The sequence below is a fragment of the Photobacterium sp. Alg240-V54 genome, from assembly GCF_900537155.1.
Taxonomy (GTDB): Bacteria; Pseudomonadota; Gammaproteobacteria; order Enterobacterales; family Vibrionaceae; genus Photobacterium.
The window spans coordinates 14,303-32,266 of sequence record NZ_UNRL01000005.1 but is presented as its reverse complement, the minus strand read 5'-3'; the positions used below and the strand labels follow the sequence as shown (position 1 = coordinate 32,266).

The 17,964-nt window shown below is 42.1% G+C and carries 12 protein-coding genes and 5 tRNA genes; 4 read left to right on the top strand and 13 right to left on the bottom strand.

All coding sequences use genetic code 11. The features are described from left to right. Window positions 1-72: 72 nt before the first annotated feature. Window positions 73-2,115 carry an oligopeptidase A gene (prlC, locus tag G6R09_RS13575; protein WP_163923060.1) on the bottom strand — a complete coding sequence of 681 codons (2,043 nt, stop codon included), beginning with the start codon at window positions 2,113-2,115 and terminating at the stop codon, window positions 73-75. A 213-nt stretch (window positions 2,116-2,328) separates the two neighbouring features. Here prlC and G6R09_RS13570 point away from each other — a divergent pair, with 213 nt between their 5' ends. Continuing rightward, on the top strand, window positions 2,329-3,168 hold the full coding sequence (locus G6R09_RS13570; protein ID WP_163923058.1) for a 23S rRNA (adenine(2030)-N(6))-methyltransferase RlmJ: 840 nt from the start codon (window positions 2,329-2,331) through the stop codon (window positions 3,166-3,168). Window positions 3,169-3,363: 195 nt separating this feature from the next. Beyond that, window positions 3,364-4,719 carry a glutathione-disulfide reductase gene (gene gorA / locus G6R09_RS13565; RefSeq protein ID WP_163923056.1) on the top strand — a complete coding sequence of 452 codons (1,356 nt, stop codon included), beginning with the start codon at window positions 3,364-3,366 and terminating at the stop codon, window positions 4,717-4,719. A 72-nt stretch (window positions 4,720-4,791) separates the two neighbouring features. Here gorA and G6R09_RS13560 read toward each other — a convergent pair whose 3' ends face one another. Further along, on the bottom strand, window positions 4,792-5,388 hold the full coding sequence (locus tag G6R09_RS13560) for a hypothetical protein (protein WP_065167998.1): 597 nt from the start codon (window positions 5,386-5,388) through the stop codon (window positions 4,792-4,794). A 222-nt stretch (window positions 5,389-5,610) separates the two neighbouring features. After that, window positions 5,611-6,003, bottom strand: coding sequence for a cupin domain-containing protein (locus G6R09_RS13555; RefSeq protein WP_065167999.1), 393 nt, complete (start codon window positions 6,001-6,003; stop codon window positions 5,611-5,613). A gap of 550 nt (window positions 6,004-6,553) precedes the next feature. Here G6R09_RS13555 and G6R09_RS13550 point away from each other — a divergent pair. After that, entirely contained in the window at window positions 6,554-7,918 is a 1,365-nt protein-coding gene (locus G6R09_RS13550) for a YjiH family protein (protein ID WP_163923054.1), read from the top strand. A 64-nt stretch (window positions 7,919-7,982) separates the two neighbouring features. Here the strand turns inward: G6R09_RS13550 and G6R09_RS13545 are convergent, their stop codons facing one another. The 9 genes from G6R09_RS13545 to G6R09_RS13505 all read right to left on the bottom strand — a co-directional run bounded on the left by G6R09_RS13545 (window position 7,983) and on the right by G6R09_RS13505 (window position 14,997). Beyond that, the gene (locus tag G6R09_RS13545) at window positions 7,983-8,924 is read right to left on the bottom strand and encodes an ABC transporter permease (protein WP_060999706.1); all 942 of its coding nucleotides are present in this window, start codon (window positions 8,922-8,924) and stop codon (window positions 7,983-7,985) included. Between the two features lie 3 nt (window positions 8,925-8,927). After that, a complete protein-coding gene (locus tag G6R09_RS13540; protein WP_065168001.1) occupies window positions 8,928-9,905 on the bottom strand; it encodes an ABC transporter permease in 978 nt (325 codons plus the stop codon). Window positions 9,906-9,983: 78 nt separating this feature from the next. Further along, window positions 9,984-11,543: an ABC transporter substrate-binding protein gene (locus G6R09_RS13535; protein ID WP_163923052.1), complete on the bottom strand. Its 1,560-nt coding sequence runs from the start codon at window positions 11,541-11,543 to the stop codon at window positions 9,984-9,986. A gap of 68 nt (window positions 11,544-11,611) precedes the next feature. Further along, a complete protein-coding gene (locus tag G6R09_RS13530; protein WP_163923049.1) occupies window positions 11,612-13,330 on the bottom strand; it encodes an ABC transporter ATP-binding protein in 1,719 nt (572 codons plus the stop codon). Window positions 13,331-14,408: 1,078 nt separating this feature from the next. Beyond that, window positions 14,409-14,485, bottom strand: a tRNA-Pro gene (locus G6R09_RS13525). Window positions 14,486-14,538: 53 nt separating this feature from the next. After that, window positions 14,539-14,614: transfer RNA gene (locus G6R09_RS13520), tRNA-His, on the bottom strand. 9 nt (window positions 14,615-14,623) lie between these two features. After that, window positions 14,624-14,700, bottom strand: a tRNA-Pro gene (locus G6R09_RS13515). 108 nt (window positions 14,701-14,808) lie between these two features. Further along, a tRNA-His gene (locus G6R09_RS13510) sits at window positions 14,809-14,884 on the bottom strand. 36 nt (window positions 14,885-14,920) lie between these two features. Continuing rightward, window positions 14,921-14,997: transfer RNA gene (locus G6R09_RS13505), tRNA-Arg, on the bottom strand. Window positions 14,998-15,257: 260 nt separating this feature from the next. Here G6R09_RS13505 and G6R09_RS13500 point away from each other — a divergent pair. Continuing rightward, window positions 15,258-15,665 carry a cytochrome c5 family protein gene (locus G6R09_RS13500; protein ID WP_065168004.1) on the top strand — a complete coding sequence of 136 codons (408 nt, stop codon included), beginning with the start codon at window positions 15,258-15,260 and terminating at the stop codon, window positions 15,663-15,665. A gap of 81 nt (window positions 15,666-15,746) precedes the next feature. On the opposite strand, the gene rep is transcribed toward G6R09_RS13500, so the two are convergent. Further along, a complete protein-coding gene (rep, locus tag G6R09_RS13495; RefSeq protein ID WP_065168005.1) occupies window positions 15,747-17,762 on the bottom strand; it encodes a DNA helicase Rep in 2,016 nt (671 codons plus the stop codon). Window positions 17,763-17,964: the final 202 nt, after the last annotated feature.

The window sequence follows — 17,964 nt, the reverse complement described above, 5'->3', positions numbered from 1 at the left end:
CTTTGCTCTAGGATCAAAAAAGGCTCCCTAAGGAGCCTTTTTTATTAGTTACCGCTTGGTAATCAGCCAGCCTTAGCCGGTAATACCACTGTGACGCAGCATTGCATCTAATTGTGGTTCACGGCCACGGAAACGCTTAAACAGCTCCATTGGCTCTTCACTACCGCCTTTTTCTAACACACAGGTTAGGAAGTCGTTTCCGGTTTGCGGGTTAAAAATACCTTCTTCTTCAAAGCGTGAGAACGCATCAGCTGATAATAATTCAGCCCACAAGTAACTGTAATAGCCCGCACTGTAGCCACCAGCAAAAATATGACTGAAGCTATGAGGGAAGCGCCCCCACTCAGGGCTTGGCACCACTGATACTTTGTCTTTAACCTCAAATAAGGTCTCTAATACTTGCGCACCAACCTCGGGATCGTAGTTAGAGTACAAGCTGAAATCAAACAATCCAAACTCAAGCTGGCGTAAAATAAACATCGCTGATTGGAAATTCTTCGCCGCGAGCATTTTATCAAGCATCAGTTTTGGTAACGGCTCACCGGTCTCGTAATGGCCCGAAATAAACGCTAATGCCTCTTCTTGCCAACACCAATTTTCAAGAAATTGACTTGGTAGCTCTACTGCATCCCACGGCACACCATTAATGCCAGATACCGCAGCCACATCAATCTGGGTTAGCATATGGTGAATACCGTGACCCGTTTCATGGAACAAGGTCGTCACTTCGTTATGGGTAAACAGCGCTGGCTGATCGCCCACGGGACGGTTAAAGTTACAAGTTAGATACGCCACTGGTGTTTGTAGACTACCGTCGATACGTGTACGACGCACCACGCACTCATCCATCCATGCGCCACCACGCTTGTGCTCACGAGCATACAAATCTAAGTAGAAGCTACCGCGGAGTGTGCCTTGGCTGTCAAAGATGTCATAGAAGGTCACCGACTCGTGCCACACTTCCACACCTTGACGTTGTTTGATTTCAAGACCAAATACACGCTTTAGTACTTCAAATAAACCTGCAACTACCTTTTGTTCCGGGAAGTATGGGCGTAATTCTTCATCTGAAATACTGTAACGATGCTGCTTTAATTTTTCAGAATAAAACGCAAAATCCCACGGCTCTAATTGCTCAACACCGAACTCATTGCGAGCATAGTCACGAAGCTCAGTCACTTCACGCTCACCTTGCGGTTTAGCGCGATCAGCTAAGTCATTTAAAAAGCCCAGCACTTGATCGGTCGATTGTGCCATCTTGGTCGCCAGTGATTTTTCACCGTAATTGCTAAACCCTAATAAACTCGCGACCTCATGGCTAAGTTTAAGTTTTTCCGCAATAATTTCTGAGTTATCAAACTCACCCGCATTAGGACCACGATCAGAGGCGCGAGTACTGAATGCTTGATACATTTCAGCTCGTAATTCACGATTTTCACAATACGTCATCACTGGTAAATACGATGGAATATCAAGCGTAAACAAGTAACCTTGCTCACCTTTGGCTTCTGCATTCGCTTGTGCTGCTTGTAATGCAGATTCAGGCAAGCCACGCAGTTGCTCAACATCGGTGATCACTTTGCTCCATGCCATAGTCGCGTCTAAGACATTATTACTAAAGGTTGAAGCAAGTTCAGACAAACGCTTACTGATATCACCAAAACGCTGCTGTTGCTCTGCAGGTAAACCAATGCCTGATAACTCAAACGCTTTTAGCGCATCATTTACGGCTTTTTGTTGGGCTTGACCCAAATCAGCAAAATCGTCATTGGTTTGAATCATTTTATAGGCGTCATAAAGGCCTTTATGTTGTCCAACCCAAGTGGCGTAATCTGACAATAACGGTAAGCAGCTTTCATACGCTTGACGTAACTCAGGGCTATTTTTGACCCCATTAAGATGGCCAACCGGAGACCAAATACGTCCAAGACGATCATCTAATTCAGCCAATGGACGACAAATTGTGTCCCAGGTTGGCATTGGTAATTGAGATAGCACTGATTCAACGTTGTTGCGGCAATCAGTGATCGCTTGTTCAACCGCAGGTTTAATGTGCTCTGGTTTAATATGAGCAAACGGTGGCAAATCAGTCATCGTCAATAATGGGTTAGACATACGCTTTTCCTTTATTTTTATCTTATTATTAACATGCGCCCGCGATAGATAAATTTCAATCCTTTGCTCGGTTTAGAGTATAAAAAGGTAGAAATAGCGCATTTCCTCAATCTTGATAGTAGCAAAGGTTGGCACCATGGTTGGATATTGGTGAATAATTGACGATAATAGCCACTAGCACCCCTGCTTTAGATACCGATAGAGACTAATTTCATGCTGAGTTATCGCCACAGCTTTCACGCTGGCAACCACGCAGATGTGGTTAAACACATTGTTCAAAGCCTAATTCTGGATGCACTCAAGCAAAAAGATAAACCGTTCGTGTATCACGATACTCACTCAGGTGTTGGTCGTTACGATCTGCAAGATGAGCGCAGTGAAAAAACCGGTGAGTTTAAGCAAGGTATCGCCCGTATTTGGTCACGCGATGATATTCCAACCGAAATTAGCGCATATATTGAGGCAATTAAGGCCCTTAATGACAGCGATGAGTTACGTTACTACCCAGGCTCACCTAAGGTGGCACGTGCACAGATTCGTGATCAAGACCGCATGGTGTTAACCGAATTACACCCAAGTGATTTTCCATTATTGCTGCAAGAGTTTCGTGGTGATCGCCACGTTAAAATGTACCAAGAAGATGGCTTTGCACGTTTAAAAGCCAGCTTGCCACCCAAAGAACGTCGCGGAGTGGTGTTAATTGATCCTCCTTATGAGCTTAAGCACGAATACCAAGATGTGGTGAAAGCGATTAAGCAAAGCCATAAACGTTGGGCAACAGGTACTTACGCAATTTGGTACCCTGTGGTTTACCGCGAAACAATTGATAATATGCTTCAAGGCCTAAAAGATTTAGACATTCGCAATATTCTTCAAATTGAGCTAGGGGTTGAACCCGATACAGAAGAGCGTGGTATGACAGCCTCAGGCATGATTGTGATTAACCCACCATGGAAACTTGCGACTCAAATGGAACAAATCCTGCCATGGTTGCAACAAGCCATAGCACCGAATCATGGTCACCATAAAGTTGAGTGGATCGTACCGGAATAACAAACTAGCGTTACTTTTGCACAATAAACAGCCACATTTCTTGGTGGCTGTTACATTTATTGGGTTGCAATCATCATTTTCGATGATAAAGTAATTTATTAATCGGTTTTTCCGATTTTAAATCCTCGTCACTCAGCCCAATCTTGATTACACTAGGTGACAGTGAATATTCATAACATCTATTGGAGTAAAGTCATGGCAAAGCATTTTGATTACATCTGCATCGGTGGTGGTAGCGGTGGTATTGCATCAGCAAACCGTGCGGCAATGTATGGTGCTAAAGTAGCAATCATTGAAGCAAAAGCCCTTGGTGGTACTTGCGTTAATGTCGGTTGTGTACCTAAAAAAGTTATGTGGCACGGTGCTCAAATCGCTGAAGCTATGCACCTTTACGCGAAAGATTACGGCTTTGATGTTGATGTAAAAGGATTTAACTGGAGCAAACTGGTTGAAAATCGTGAAGCATACATCAGCCGTATTCATAGCTCTTACGACAACGTACTGGGTAAAAACAACGTTGAAGTGATCAACGGCTTTGCGACTTTTGTTGATGCCAAAACAATTGAAGTCAACGGTGAGCATTACAGCGCCGATCATATTTTGATCGCCGTTGGTGGTGAGCCAAGCATTCCAAATGTACCTGGCGCTGAATACGGTATTGATTCCAACGGTTTCTTTGAGCTTAATGAGCAACCTAAGCGCACAGCAATTGTTGGTGCCGGTTATATCGCCGTAGAAATCGCTGGCGTATTAAGTGCACTAGGTACTGATACTCACCTGTTTGTACGTAAAGAATCACCACTACGTAGCTTCGATCCAATGATTGTTGAGACCTTAGTTGAAGTTATGGCAGCTGAAGGTCCAACCCTTCACACTCACTCAACGCCTAAACAAGTGGTTAAAGAAGCTGACGGTTCAATTACATTGCATTTTGAAAACGGCGAGTCACACAATACCGACTTACTGATTTGGGCAATTGGTCGTCATCCAGCGACTGACAAAATCAACCTTCAAGCAACCGGTGTTGAAACCAATGCGCGTGGCTACATCAAAGTAGACCAATACCAAGCAACCAATGTTGAAGGTATCTACTGTGTGGGTGACATCATGGAAGGTGGTATCGAGCTAACACCAATTGCGGTTAAGGCTGGTCGTCAATTATCTGAGCGTCTGTTTAATAACAAGCCAGAAGCCAAGATGGATTACACCTTAGTACCTACGGTTGTGTTTAGCCACCCGCCAATCGGCACCATTGGTCTAACGACCCAAGAAGCGATTGAGCAATACGGCGAACAGAATGTCAAAGTCTACCAATCAGGCTTTACAGCAATGTATACCGCAGTCACCAGTCACCGTCAGCCATGTAAAATGAAATTGGTATGTGCTGGTGCAGATGAGAAAGTGGTTGGTCTACATGGTATTGGTTATACCGTTGATGAAATGATTCAAGGTTTTGGTGTGGCAATGAAGATGGGCGCGACGAAAGCCGATTTTGATAGCGTAGTTGCTATTCACCCAACCGGCTCTGAAGAGTTTGTTACCATGCGTTAATCGCACTAACGCTTGATATTAAGCTGGCTTATCCTTTTTTAGAAATTGGATAACCAGCTTTTTTTTGGGCGATTAACCGTGGTGGTGGTGATGTCCATCTTCATGGTTATGACCACAACCACATGTTGGTGCAATCACTGTTTGAATTGGGGTTAGCGTAATTTTTGCTAATAATTCTTCTGTGCTGACGGTATTTAATAAATGCATATTTTCAGCATTAACCGCCATAGGATCTTCAATCGCACGCTGGGTTTGCATTACCGCAACCACTTGTTCAGTCACAGCCGCAGGTAATGACAACTCACGGATCACTTTAAGTTCATTGTTAGCTGTATCTAATGCCATCATTGATAATGCTAGTGTTGGTGTCGTTGGCTGCTGAAAATATTCAGCGGGGATCGCTGCCGCATTAAATTGAATATCAAACGCAAGCTCTGCCAATTTAAAGACGACTAAACAACCACCATTATCAGTTTTCATCAACCCAAACTCAGCGGTGGCTTCTGCCATCATCTGCTGCTCGTCTGCGGTGATACCGTTTAAACCGATAAAAACAATATTGCTCATATCATTGCGGAACATCTCAATAACGGCGCCATCGCCGGCAACAAATGGATGTTCATCAATGATCTGACCGACATGAAATTGCTGATTTGAATGTGCTGTCATAGTGGTGTACCTCATCGTTATTTATGCTCAATCGTTTCAGTTTACACCAAATCAATCAGCAGTTATGTTATCAATTTATTATTAACCATTACTCATAAAATAACAATACAACAAAAATCCAAAACACTATTACCTAATGGTAACAATACTCCGAATTAAGATGCAAAAAAAAAGCCCTAACAAAAAGTTAAGGCTTTAATATATAACAATTAATTTTATTTTTTATTGTGCTGGGGCGAAATCTGCTGCTGCTGCACGGTGAGCGGTATAAATTGCTTCGCCATCGCTTTCTGCATCAAAGATAACCTTAACATCAGGGCTAAATAAAATAACATCACCAACTTCAGCAACATATTTAGTGCCTGCTTCATCACGCACAACAATTTTACCTTTGGTGATTACCTTGTACTCAACAGAATCGTAAAAGTATTCAAATTCAACCCCAGGTGCCATTGTGAAATGACCAATGGTTAATGCATTGCTGTTATTGGTTACAGCAACTTCAGCCATATCACTTTTTAAACCTTCAACTTCAAGTAATTTGCTTAGATCGTTAAGCTTAAAAGAACCTGATTTGATCAGTGTAATACCTGGCTTAGTTGTTAATGTTGTCATCAGTAGCGCCTTATTTTTATAGTAAGACCACAGTCAATACGGTGATCTTATTGGGTACAGATGATCAAATTACCATGACAGCAATTGGATCTATTATTGGATTTGGGTGTAACAAAAATTAATGTCGGTTATTATTAGAGGCTACGTAATAACCCCTGCCGACTATCTATTTATGAACATCATCTTGAGTGATGTTTTCTGATGCCACAAGTGTAACTCAGCACTTAAAATCAACAATAGCTTAAAAATATAAATACTATTACCACACGGTAACAATCAATACCATGTTCACTGCAAATGTTATTAATCGCTCTTTTGTTTTAAAAAGTCAGCCCTCCATACTTAAAGCAGAAAAATAGCAGCCTCGAATAAAAAACCCAAATAATCGCATAATTAACCAACTTTTTTAGTTGTAGACTATTCCATCTATTCAATAAAAAATGTAATCTTCGACTCCTTATTTATAGAATAATAGTGAATAGTTATTCTATTAGACCTCGGGGACACCCCCATTAATTCGGCCGTATCTACCAGTAGGTTATAAACAAATATGCATCAACAAGCAGCAGCGCCACCAAAAAACATCAACAACTGGCTAATGTTTATCATTCCATCGTTAATTGGAGTGTTTTTATTTATGGCACCGATTAACTTTGATGGTGATATCACTATTCCCATCGCTGTATTAGCAAAAACGATTCAAAGCCATTTTGAAAATTCATTAACATCGATTGTGACTGCTGTTATCAGTTTTACCGCTGTGATGTCTATTATCACTAAACTGTTTAAGCCCAGCTTTATTGTTCGCAATAGCTTTATTAATGGCTTACTCAACCCATCGCTAATGTGGTTTATCGTCCAACAGCTGGGTGCTGCTTTTGCGGTAATGACCTACTTTAATATCGGCCCGGTGATGTTTCGTAACGACGCCACGGGTGGCTTAGTGCTCAATAATTTATTGCCAGTATTATTTTCAGTGTTTATTTTTGCGGGCTTATTACTGCCGCTATTGCTCAATTTTGGACTACTGGAATTCTTTGGCACCCTATTTACCCGTATCATGCGCCCTATTTTTGGCCTACCAGGTCGTTCATCAGTTAACTGTATTGCATCATGGTTAGGCGATGGCTCAGTGGGAGTATTACTGACCAGTAAGCAGTATGAATCAGGCATGTATACTCAACGCGAAGCTGCTGTTATTGGTACCACATTCTCAGCGGTATCAATCACGTTTAGTTTAGTGGTGATTGCTCAAGTAAATTTAGAGCATATGTTTGCCCCATTTTACTTAACGGTATGTTTAGCAGGTTTAGTAGCAGCAATCATTGTGCCGCGTCTGCCACCATTATCACGTAAGAAAAATGTCTATATCAATGGCACCACAGAATCATCTCACGATGAAACAGTACCAGCAGGACACAATGTTTTTTCTTATGGGCTTGAGCAAGCACTTAAAAAAGCCGCAGAAGTAAAAAGCATCCCTGCAATTGCACTTGATGGACTTAAAAACGCGGTTGATATGGTGTTTGGCGTGCTGCCAGTGGTAATGGCGATTGGTACGGTGGCATTAGTGGTTGCGGAAAATACCCCAATTTTCGATTACCTTGGTATGCCATTTATTCCGTTCCTAGAATTGCTGCATATTCCTGAAGCAGAAGCGGCATCTAAAACTATCGTGGTTGGTTTTGCAGATATGTTCTTACCATCAATTTTGGCATCAACCATTCAAAGTGATATGACCCGCTTTATTATTGCAGCGATGTCAGTGACTCAATTGATTTACATGTCTGAAATTGGCGCACTATTAATTGGTAGTAAAGTACCGGTTAAAGCATGGGAATTATTTGTGATCTTTATTTTGCGTACACTAGTAACGTTACCAGTGATTGCATTAATGGCTCATTTGATTTTCTAACCCACTGTTAGTAAAACAAAAGGCGACCACACGGTCGCCTTTTTACTAGCTAAACATCAGCCTATTAGCCTTTGTAAATCTTGGGATTAAACACATCCCGTAGCCAATCACCGAGCAAGTTAATCACTAATACTAAGGTAATTAATACAATGCCAGGGAAGGCGGTGATCCACCATGAGCCTGAGAAAATATAGTTAAAACCAATACTGATCAGTGAGCCTAATGACGGCTGATCCACCGGTAAACCTAAGCCTAAAAATGAGAGTGCCGCTTCTGACATAATTGCATTGGCAACCTGCACTGTAGAAATCACTAAAATCGGTGACAAACAGTTCGGCAAAATATGACGGAACATGATTCGTGGCGCGCGAAAGCCCATCACTTTGGCCGCTTCAACATACTCTTTCTTTTTCTCTGCCAATACTGAGGCACGTACCGTTCGCGCATACTGTGGCCATTCAGCAAAGCCAATGATCACCACTAGCATGATCACTGCATACTGAGCATAGGTCTCTGCCCCTAACGCAGTGCGGAAAATTGCCGAGACAATGATCGCCACCATCATGGTTGAAAATGATAGCTGCACATCAGCAATACGCATCAGCAAGCTATCAATCCGCCCACCAAAGTAACCCGCAGTTAAGCCGACAATGACACCAATGGTTAATTGCAATGCCACTGCTAACAAACCAATCGTCAGTGATAATCGCATCCCATATAAAATGGTCGAATAAATATCTCGGCCTTGATCGTCGGTACCTAACACAAAGCTTTGATCGCCATCCTCCATCCATGCTGGCGGTAACTCCGAATCCATAATATCGATTGACGATAAATCATAAGGATTGGTTGGTGCGATAAAAGGCGCAAATAGTGCCGCAGTAGCAAAACTAATAAAAACAGCAAAACAAACCATTGCTACTTTATCTTTGAGAAAATAATAAACAATGTCGGAATTTTTAAAACGCTGCCAACGACTTGGTGCAACGGTGCTAATACTTTCCATGACTTATGCTCCCTTGCCCGTCAAATCTACTGTTGGGTTAACCAAGCCATAAAGCAGGTCAACAATGGTATTCGTTACCACAAAAATAAGGCCGACAAAAATCACATAAGCGGTGATCAACGGCGTATCAACTCGATTAATGGCATCTAAAAATAATAGTCCTGTGCCTGGCCACTGAAATACACTTTCGGTCAAAATGGTGTAGGCAATCATGGTACCAATCTGCACCCCACCGACAGTTAATACCGGCAACATGGTGTTCTTCAATGCATGCTGATAATAGACCTTATTCATTGGCAAACCTTTTGCCTTGGCGAACTTAATGTACTCCGAGCTTAAAACTTCCAACATTTCAGAGCGTACTAAACGAATAAACAATGGCAGCATAATCGAAGCTAACGCGATACATGGCAGCACTAAATGTTTGAGGCCATCGACGGTAAAGAAACCTGACTCCCAACCTAAGTAATTTGCGGTTTCACCGCGTCCAAATGACGGTAACCACCCAAGTTCAATCGAGAACACATACATCAACATGATCGCGGTTAAGAACACCGGTATTGAAATACCAATACTACTAAACGCCATTACCGCTTTAGTAAACACGCTCCGTGGATGAATAGCGGAATATACCCCGAGTGGAATCGACACTAAAATAATGATCACTGTCGCACCAAACACTAACTCTAAGGTGGCTACTAATTTATCTAAAATCACCTCTGTTGCTGGACGCTTAAAGGTGTATGAGGTGCCTAAATCCCCTTGAATGGCATTGCTAAGAAAACGACTGTATTTAGTCACAAATGGATCGTTAAGACCTAAGTCATCACGTAATTGTTGACGTTCAGCTTCTGATACCGATTGGCCGACGAGCTCTCGTAACGGATCGCCAAGGTTATCCTGAATGGCAAATGCCACCAGACTGATCACAAACATCACTATCAGTGCCTGAAACAGGCGTTTGACCAGAAACGAAAACATTCCCTGCCCCTTTTAATTCATCCTGAAAAAATGCCGGAGCAAGCCCCGGCACTCGTATTTAGCTATGGCTTACTAAGGTTATTTCTCGTCAACCACCAGATCACCAAAGTATGGTTGTTCCATTGGGTTCACGATATCGGCTGCATGAACATTGGTGCGCGCACCCCATGCAATACTTTGCCAATGTAATGGCACAAATGCCGCTTCGTTATATAGCGTCGCTTCTACTTGTTTTAACATTGCGGCACGCTTAGCAGGATCAGTTTCAACATTGGCCTCAGTCACTAACTTATCGACCTCTGGGTTAGAATAAAAACCACAGTTATATTGGCCTTTACCTGTTTTTTCGTTACGAGTCATAGTCAAAAACTCGGTCATGTTAGCAGAGTCTTCCGTATCTGCATGCCAACCAATCATCATCATATCAGCAGCACATTTATCAAACTCAGGCCAGTACTGCGCCTTAGGTAAGGTTTTCAAATCAACCTTAATCCCAATTTTTGATAGCATAGCTGCGGTTGCTTGAGCAATTTTGGCATCGTTCACGTAACGGTTATTTGGCGCTAACATGGTCAATGTAAAGCCATTTTCATAACCAGCTTGTTTCATTAATTGCTTGGCTTTTTTAACATCATAACGTGGCACTAACGCACTATCATGACCTTGATAACCCGCTGGGCTTTGTTGGCCAGCAGCGGTTGCAAAACCTTTCATAATTTTTTTCACAATGCCTTCATTATTAATCGCATGCACGATTGCTTGACGGACACGGACATCTTTTAATGCTGGATTGCTATTTTGGTTCATTTGAAAAGAAATAATACGTGTACCCGGTAAGGTTACTAAATCAACCCCATCAGCACTTTTAAGACGCTTATGATCATTTGGTGCGACATGGTCAATCATGTCGACACCACCTGAAAGTAGCGCCGCAACACGAGTGGCATCTTCTTTAATCGGCAAGAGCGTAATGGTATCAACGTTACCTTTCGAATCTTTATCCCAGTAATCAGCAAAACGGGTAAATTCAACTTTTACCCCTTGCTCTCGCTGGGTTACCGTAAAGGGGCCAGTACCAGAAATATTGGTTGAAGCAAATGAATTACCATGCTTAGCAACTTCGGCTTTGTCTTTACCATCAGCGGTCTTACCGCTGTAAAATTTGCTGTCCATTGGGAAAATGTAGGTCGCAGTTTGAAGTACCAATGGGTAAGCACCTTTGGAGATAATATCGACGGTATAGTCATCGACTTTTTTCATTGCAGAATATGGTTCAAAAATGGCTTTAAAATCTGGTGATGACTGCAGACGATTAAAGGTCCAAATTACATCGTCAGCGGTCAGGGGATTACCTGAGTGAAATTTCACCCCTTGACGTAATGTAAATCGAAAAGTATTGGCATCAATGCGCTGCCAGCTTTGTGCTAGACGCGGCTCAAAATCCATTTGCTGAGTAAAACGTACTAGCGGATCAAACACCATGTGCGATAGCTGTAGTGTGCCGCCAGATAGTTGCTCATGAGGATCAAGTGATACTGGATCTGACGCATAACCTAACTTTAAATCTGCCGCGGTAACGCTAAAACTCAAACCTGCAGCAATCAATGCTAGTGCTAATTTATTCTTGATGGTTTTCATTGCATAACTCCTTTATGCCCAAGCGCTGTCGCTTAGTATTTATTTTATTTTTCCTTGATAACAACCGCTTAAGCACGTTGCTGAGGTTTGATTTCTAACCCTTTAAATTCAGGCATTAACGAAATCAAATGCTGACTATATTGATGCTGTGGTGCGGTAAATAATTGTTCCGTTGCAGCGACTTCTAACAATGTTCCTTGTTGCATCACGCCGATTCGATCACACATTTGACGAATAACCGGTAAATCGTGACTAATAAACAACATCGTCAAATTAAGTTCATCTTGTAGATCTTTTAATAGGTTTAGAATCTGGGCTTGTACCGAAACATCCAGTGCCGATGTTGGCTCATCACAAATCAATAATCGTGGTCGAGTTGCCAATGCGCGTGCAATCGAAATCCGCTGACGTTGGCCGCCTGAAAACTCATGCGGAAATTTAATGCCTGCTGCGCGTCCTAAACCAACATGATCCAATAAATCATTCACTATCTGACGGGTTTGGGCCTCATTATGAGTTAACTTATGAAATCGAATCGGTTCAGCAATAATGTCAAAAATGCGCATTCTAGGATTCATTGAGGTATACGGGTTTTGAAACACCATTTGCATTTGACGACGCAGAGGACGCCGATCCGCCTCACTTTTTAGCGCAGTCAGATCAATACCTTCAAAACGTACTTTGCCGCTATTAGGTGGATACAAACCAGCAATCACTCGTGCAATAGTTGATTTACCAGAACCTGACTCACCAACTAAGCCAAACGTTTCGCCTTCAGCAATATCAAAACTGACATCATTATTGGCTTGCACATATTCACGTCGACTTTCAAACAATGAATCTTTGGTAATAAAGCGTAAGTTAATGTTTTCAACCTCAAGCAACGCCCCTTCATAAGCCCGCTGATCTTGGCTTTGTCCTAACCAATGATTTTTGACATCTAATGCAGGTGCTTGTTGAGCATCTTCAATATAAGTCACCAATGGAAAACGTTTCAGTTTTATATCAGAGCGAGGAACGGCTGAAATTAAACTTTGAGTATAAGGATGTTGTGGCCGACGCAGCACTTGCTCGGTGGTTCCCATTTCGACTAAATCACCACGATACATCACCGCGACCCGATCAGTGACATTTGATACCACGCCCATATCATGAGTAACCAACATACAACCCACATTTTTCTGGACGCATAAATCACGGATCAACGTTAATATTTGATCTTGAATCGATACATCCAATGCAGTAGTTGGCTCATCAGCAATAATTAAATCTGGCTCACCCGCTAACGCAATAGCAATCACTACCCGTTGACGCATACCACCTGAAAATTGGTGCGGATATTGTTTAATCCGTAGTTGAGGTTCTGGAATGCCCACTTGTTCCATCAATGCCAATGCACGTTTAACTGCTTCAGCTTGTGACACCTTCAAGTTAGTAATAATGGTTTCAGTTAATTGCTGCTCAACCGTAAACAAGGGGTTTAATGAGGTCATTGGATCTTGGAAAATAAACCCAATTTTTGAGCCTCGTACTTGACGCATTTGCTCAGGCGTTAACCCTGAGATTTTATTGCCATCGAGAAAAACCTCACCACTGGCAATTTGTCCAGGAGGGCTTAATAAATCAATCACGGCATTACCTACCGTCGATTTACCTGCACCAGATTCTCCAACAACACCGACAATTTCACCGCGCTCAATGGTGAATGACAATGATTTTACTGCTGCATGGGTACCATGACGCGAGGGATATTCTATACGAAGATTTTTTACTTCTAATAATGCCATTATCAGACTCCACCACTGGCAGCATCCTGCCGATCTGAAAAATTAAATCCTTTTCATGCCAATACTATTGTCTGATTGCATGCCTTCCATTCAATCTGTCAAAAATATTACAAAAAAGCAACAATACAAAGTAAAAAACTATCATTAATTGTATTTATTGAATATTTATATTATAAAAATGCATCTATAAACAATAGGGAACTAAACAAATAGCAGTTCATAACACACTGAATAAACAATAAACAAGCCAATAAACCACCACAAAAAACCACTCAACTGTAATAATTAAAAATAATCATCATGAATATATTTTCAAAAAAAACCACACCCCCAATTAACATTTATTAAACAAAATATCGCTTTTAAAAAAATACATAGTGATAAAAACCACTACAAAAATAAAAATCAGCGTATAAAACTAGATACAAACTAAATATCAACACTTAAAACAATGGTCGTTACAGCATATTTGCGCGGCTTTTAAGCATTTGCTAACGGTTATGGCTGTGTGATGATTTTCATTTCCTACCGACGAAAAAAAACCTGAATCTTTCGATTCTGGTTTCTTAATGGTGGTCGGTGAAGAGCTAGATTCTAATATAGGTGAACCCTCACCCTCTGGCTTTAAACCAATGATACCGATTTACTTTTATACCGACGAAAAAAAACCTGAATCTTTCGATTCAGGTTTCTTAATGGTGGTCGGTGAAGAGCTAGATTCTAATATCAGCGAACCCCCGCCCCTCTGGCTTTAAACCAATGATACCGATTTACTTTTATACCGACGAAAAAAAACTGAATCTTTCGATTCTGGTTTCTTAATGGTGGTCGGTGAAGAGCTAGGTTCTAATATCAGCGAACCCCCGACCCTCTGGCTTTAAACCAATGATACCGATTTACTTTTATACCGACGAAAAAAAACCGTATCTTTCGATTCAGGTTTTCTTAATGGCGGTCGGTGAAGAGCTAGATTCTAATATCGGTGAACCCCCGACCCTCTGGCTTTAAACCAATGATACAAATTTACTTTTATGCAGACGAAAAAAAACCGTATCTTTCGATACGGTTTTCTTAATGGTGGTCGGTGAAGAGGGATTCGAACCCCCGACCCTCTGGTCCCAAACCAGATGCGCTACCAAACTGCGCTATTCACCGACAATGTTTAGGCTTACAAGGCCAAGGTCTCTAATACAAGATAACCTGAATAATGGGGTGGCTAACGAGGCTTGAACTCGCGACAACCGGAATCACAATCCGGGACTCTACCAACTGAGCTATAGCCACCATTGTAAGTGGTCGGTGAAGAGGGATTCGAACCCCCGACCCTCTGGTCCCAAACCAGATGCGCTACCAAACTGCGCTATTCACCGACTAAATCTTTCTACGTGATGCATTATCACGAAATAATTCTGTGTGCTTGTAAAACAAGCGGGCTTTAAAAGCCAACATGCTGATTGGGAGATCAACACATTATAATATGGGGTGGCTAACGAGGCTTGAACTCGCGACAACCGGAATCACAATCCGGGACTCTACCAACTGAGCTATAGCCACCAATGTTTTGTTACCTTTGCCAATACGACCGGATGATGGTGCGCCCGAAAGGATTCGAACCTTCGACCTTTGGCTCCGGAGGCCAACGCTCTATCCAGCTGAGCTACGGGCGCCTTGCCCTATCGACGGAGGTGAATATTACGGATCAGAACGCAACTCGGCAAGTGTTTTTTTTTATTTTTATTCTGCTCGCTGCATTTATCAACAAATCGACGTTGATTCGTGTCATAGATAGTACAACATCGAATTTGGTCATTGAATACAGTTGCTATACTTACAATATTGCAACATCTACTTACGGTGTAAATCACACGCTGGGTAAACCACGTTGAATCACCCCCGAATACAACTGGACGTATATAAAGGTAAATAAATGGATCTATTTTTACGACCGTGGCTAATCGCTATTTGTACAGGTATCGGCTTATCAACCACCGTTATTGCCGCTGATATGTCTACCACAGCAATCAGTGAGCGCATAAAGCCTGTAGGAAGTGTTCACCTTGAAGGCTCCACCCCTGTCGCTGTCGCAACGACCTCAGCCCGAACAGCTCAGGCTATTTATGACCAATATTGTGCCTCGTGTCATAACAGTGGCTTAATGGGAGCACCAAAAAAAGGTGATGCTGATGATTGGGCTGCCAGAGTCAGCCAAGGAGATGCGGTTCTTGCTAAGCATGCAATTGAAGGTTTTAACGCTATGCCAGCCAAAGGAACGTGCATGGATTGTAGTGATGATGAAATTGTTGCAGCCATTAACTATATGATCAAACCCAACTAACAGCAGTGATTAATCAGCCAGTATATTGCAGCCAAAGTCAGGGGGATCGCTCCCCCTGCATAATAATCAGTCAATTAAGCGCTATTTTTTAAATAGATTACGAATATTGGCAATATGGGCTTGGCCTTTTTGCATTCGCTCTTCGGCAGTGACCGGTTTACGTTCGTTTTCCCACTCTAAATCATCCTGCGGTAACTCGTATAAGAATCGACTCGGCTCTGGCTTGATCAGCTCACCATATTGACGTCGTTCTTTACACAGCGTGAACGTTAGCTCTCGTTGCGCGCGGGTGATCCCCACATAAGCCAATCGGCGCTCTTCATCAACATTATCTTCATCAATACTGGTTTGATGCGGCAAAATGCCCTCTTCAGCACCGACTAAAAACACATATGGAAACTCTAGCCCTTTTGATGCATGTAACGTCATTAGCTGTACTTGATCAGCATCAGTGTCATCTTCCCCACGCTCCATCATGTCGCGCAGAGTTAAACGCTGTACCACTTCTTTCAGAGTCTTAACTTCATTGTCATAGTTATCACCTTCCAAATCAGCGGTGATCCAACTGTAGAGATCGGAGACATTTTTCATTCTCATTTCTGCAGCTTTAGGACTGGCAGATGTTTCGTAGAGCCAATCTTCATAATGAATATCACGCACCAATTGGCGTACAGCCGCCACAGTATCACCACGTTCCGCGTTATCAGTTAACTGATTAATCCAATGGGTAAAACGTTGCAGAGACTCCAACCCACGGCCAGAAAGGTGCTGCTCAAGCCCCATTTCAAAACTGGCAGCAAATAAACTTTTTCCGCGCATATTGGCGTACGTTCCCAACTTTTCGAGCGTAACTGGACCAATTTCACGTCGTGGCGTATTCACAATCCGTAAAAAAGCATTATCGTCATCAGGATTAGTTAATACTCGCAGATAGGCCATCATATCTTTGATTTCAACCCGTGAGAAAAACGAAGTACCACCCGAAATTTTATACGGAATTCGGTTTTGCATCAGCGCTTTTTCAAATAATCGCGATTGGTGGTTACCGCGGTATAAAATCGCATAATCTTTATAAGCGGTATTATTCATAAACCGATGCGCAATTAATTCACCCACCACTTTTTCAGCTTCATGCTCTTCATTCTTAGCCGTCAACACTTTCAACATCGCCCCATCAGGGATCGCTGAAAACAGGGCTTTTTCAAATAAGTGCGGGTTATTAGCAATAAGAATGTTTGCCGTTCGTAGAATACGACTGGTCGAACGATAATTTTGCTCAAGTTTAACCACTTTAAGATTGGGAAAATCTTTATTGAGTAAGGCTAAGTTTTCTGGCTGCGCGCCACGCCACGAATAAATCGACTGATCATCATCACCAACCACAGTAAATCGGGCTCGCTCACCAACCAATAGCTTGACGAACAAATACTGACTGGTGTTGGTATCTTGGTACTCATCCACCAGCAAATAGCGAATTCGATTTTGCCAGCGTTGACGCACTTCTTGATTATCACGCAACAATAATACTGGCATTAAAATCAGATCATCAAAATCAAGCGCATTATAAGCCTTCATCTGCCGTTGATACATTTCATAACAATGGGCAAATAATTGATCACGTTCAGTTTGAGCACGGCCAGCAGCATCAACTGGCGCTAACATGTCATTTTTCCAATTCGAAATTGTTGACTGCAGTTGCTTTAATAAATCTTTATCGCCATCGAGCTCTTCTTCGGTCAATTCCTTTAATAACGCCATCTGATCTTGATCGTCAAACAATGAAAAATTGGCTTTTAAGCCTAAATATTTACATTCTCGACGCACGATATTCAGTCCTAAGGTATGGAAAGTTGACACCATTAACCCTTTGGATTCTTGACGACCTAATGTTTGGCCGACACGCTCTTTCATTTCACGTGCAGCTTTGTTGGTAAAGGTCAATGCCGCAATGTTACGCGCCTTATAATCACATTGCTGAACCAAGTAAGCGATTTTATTGGTAATAACACGAGTTTTACCTGAGCCGGCGCCGGCTAACACTAAGCACGGTCCGGAAACGTATTTAACTGCTTCTGTTTGCCTTGGGTTCAGTTTCATTAGTTATCCTGACGTCATTAAAAACGGGCGCATTTTAACGCGCTTTGATTACAACTCTATTCACTTTTGCTCGAATGGCATTGTCGCAATTCATCAACATTTATTCCAAGTTCATTACTTAAAGCAACTGAATCACTAGATCTGTGCTAGACATATTGATGTATAGGTTAGATAAATCACAACCAGTTGCACCAAATTCTTA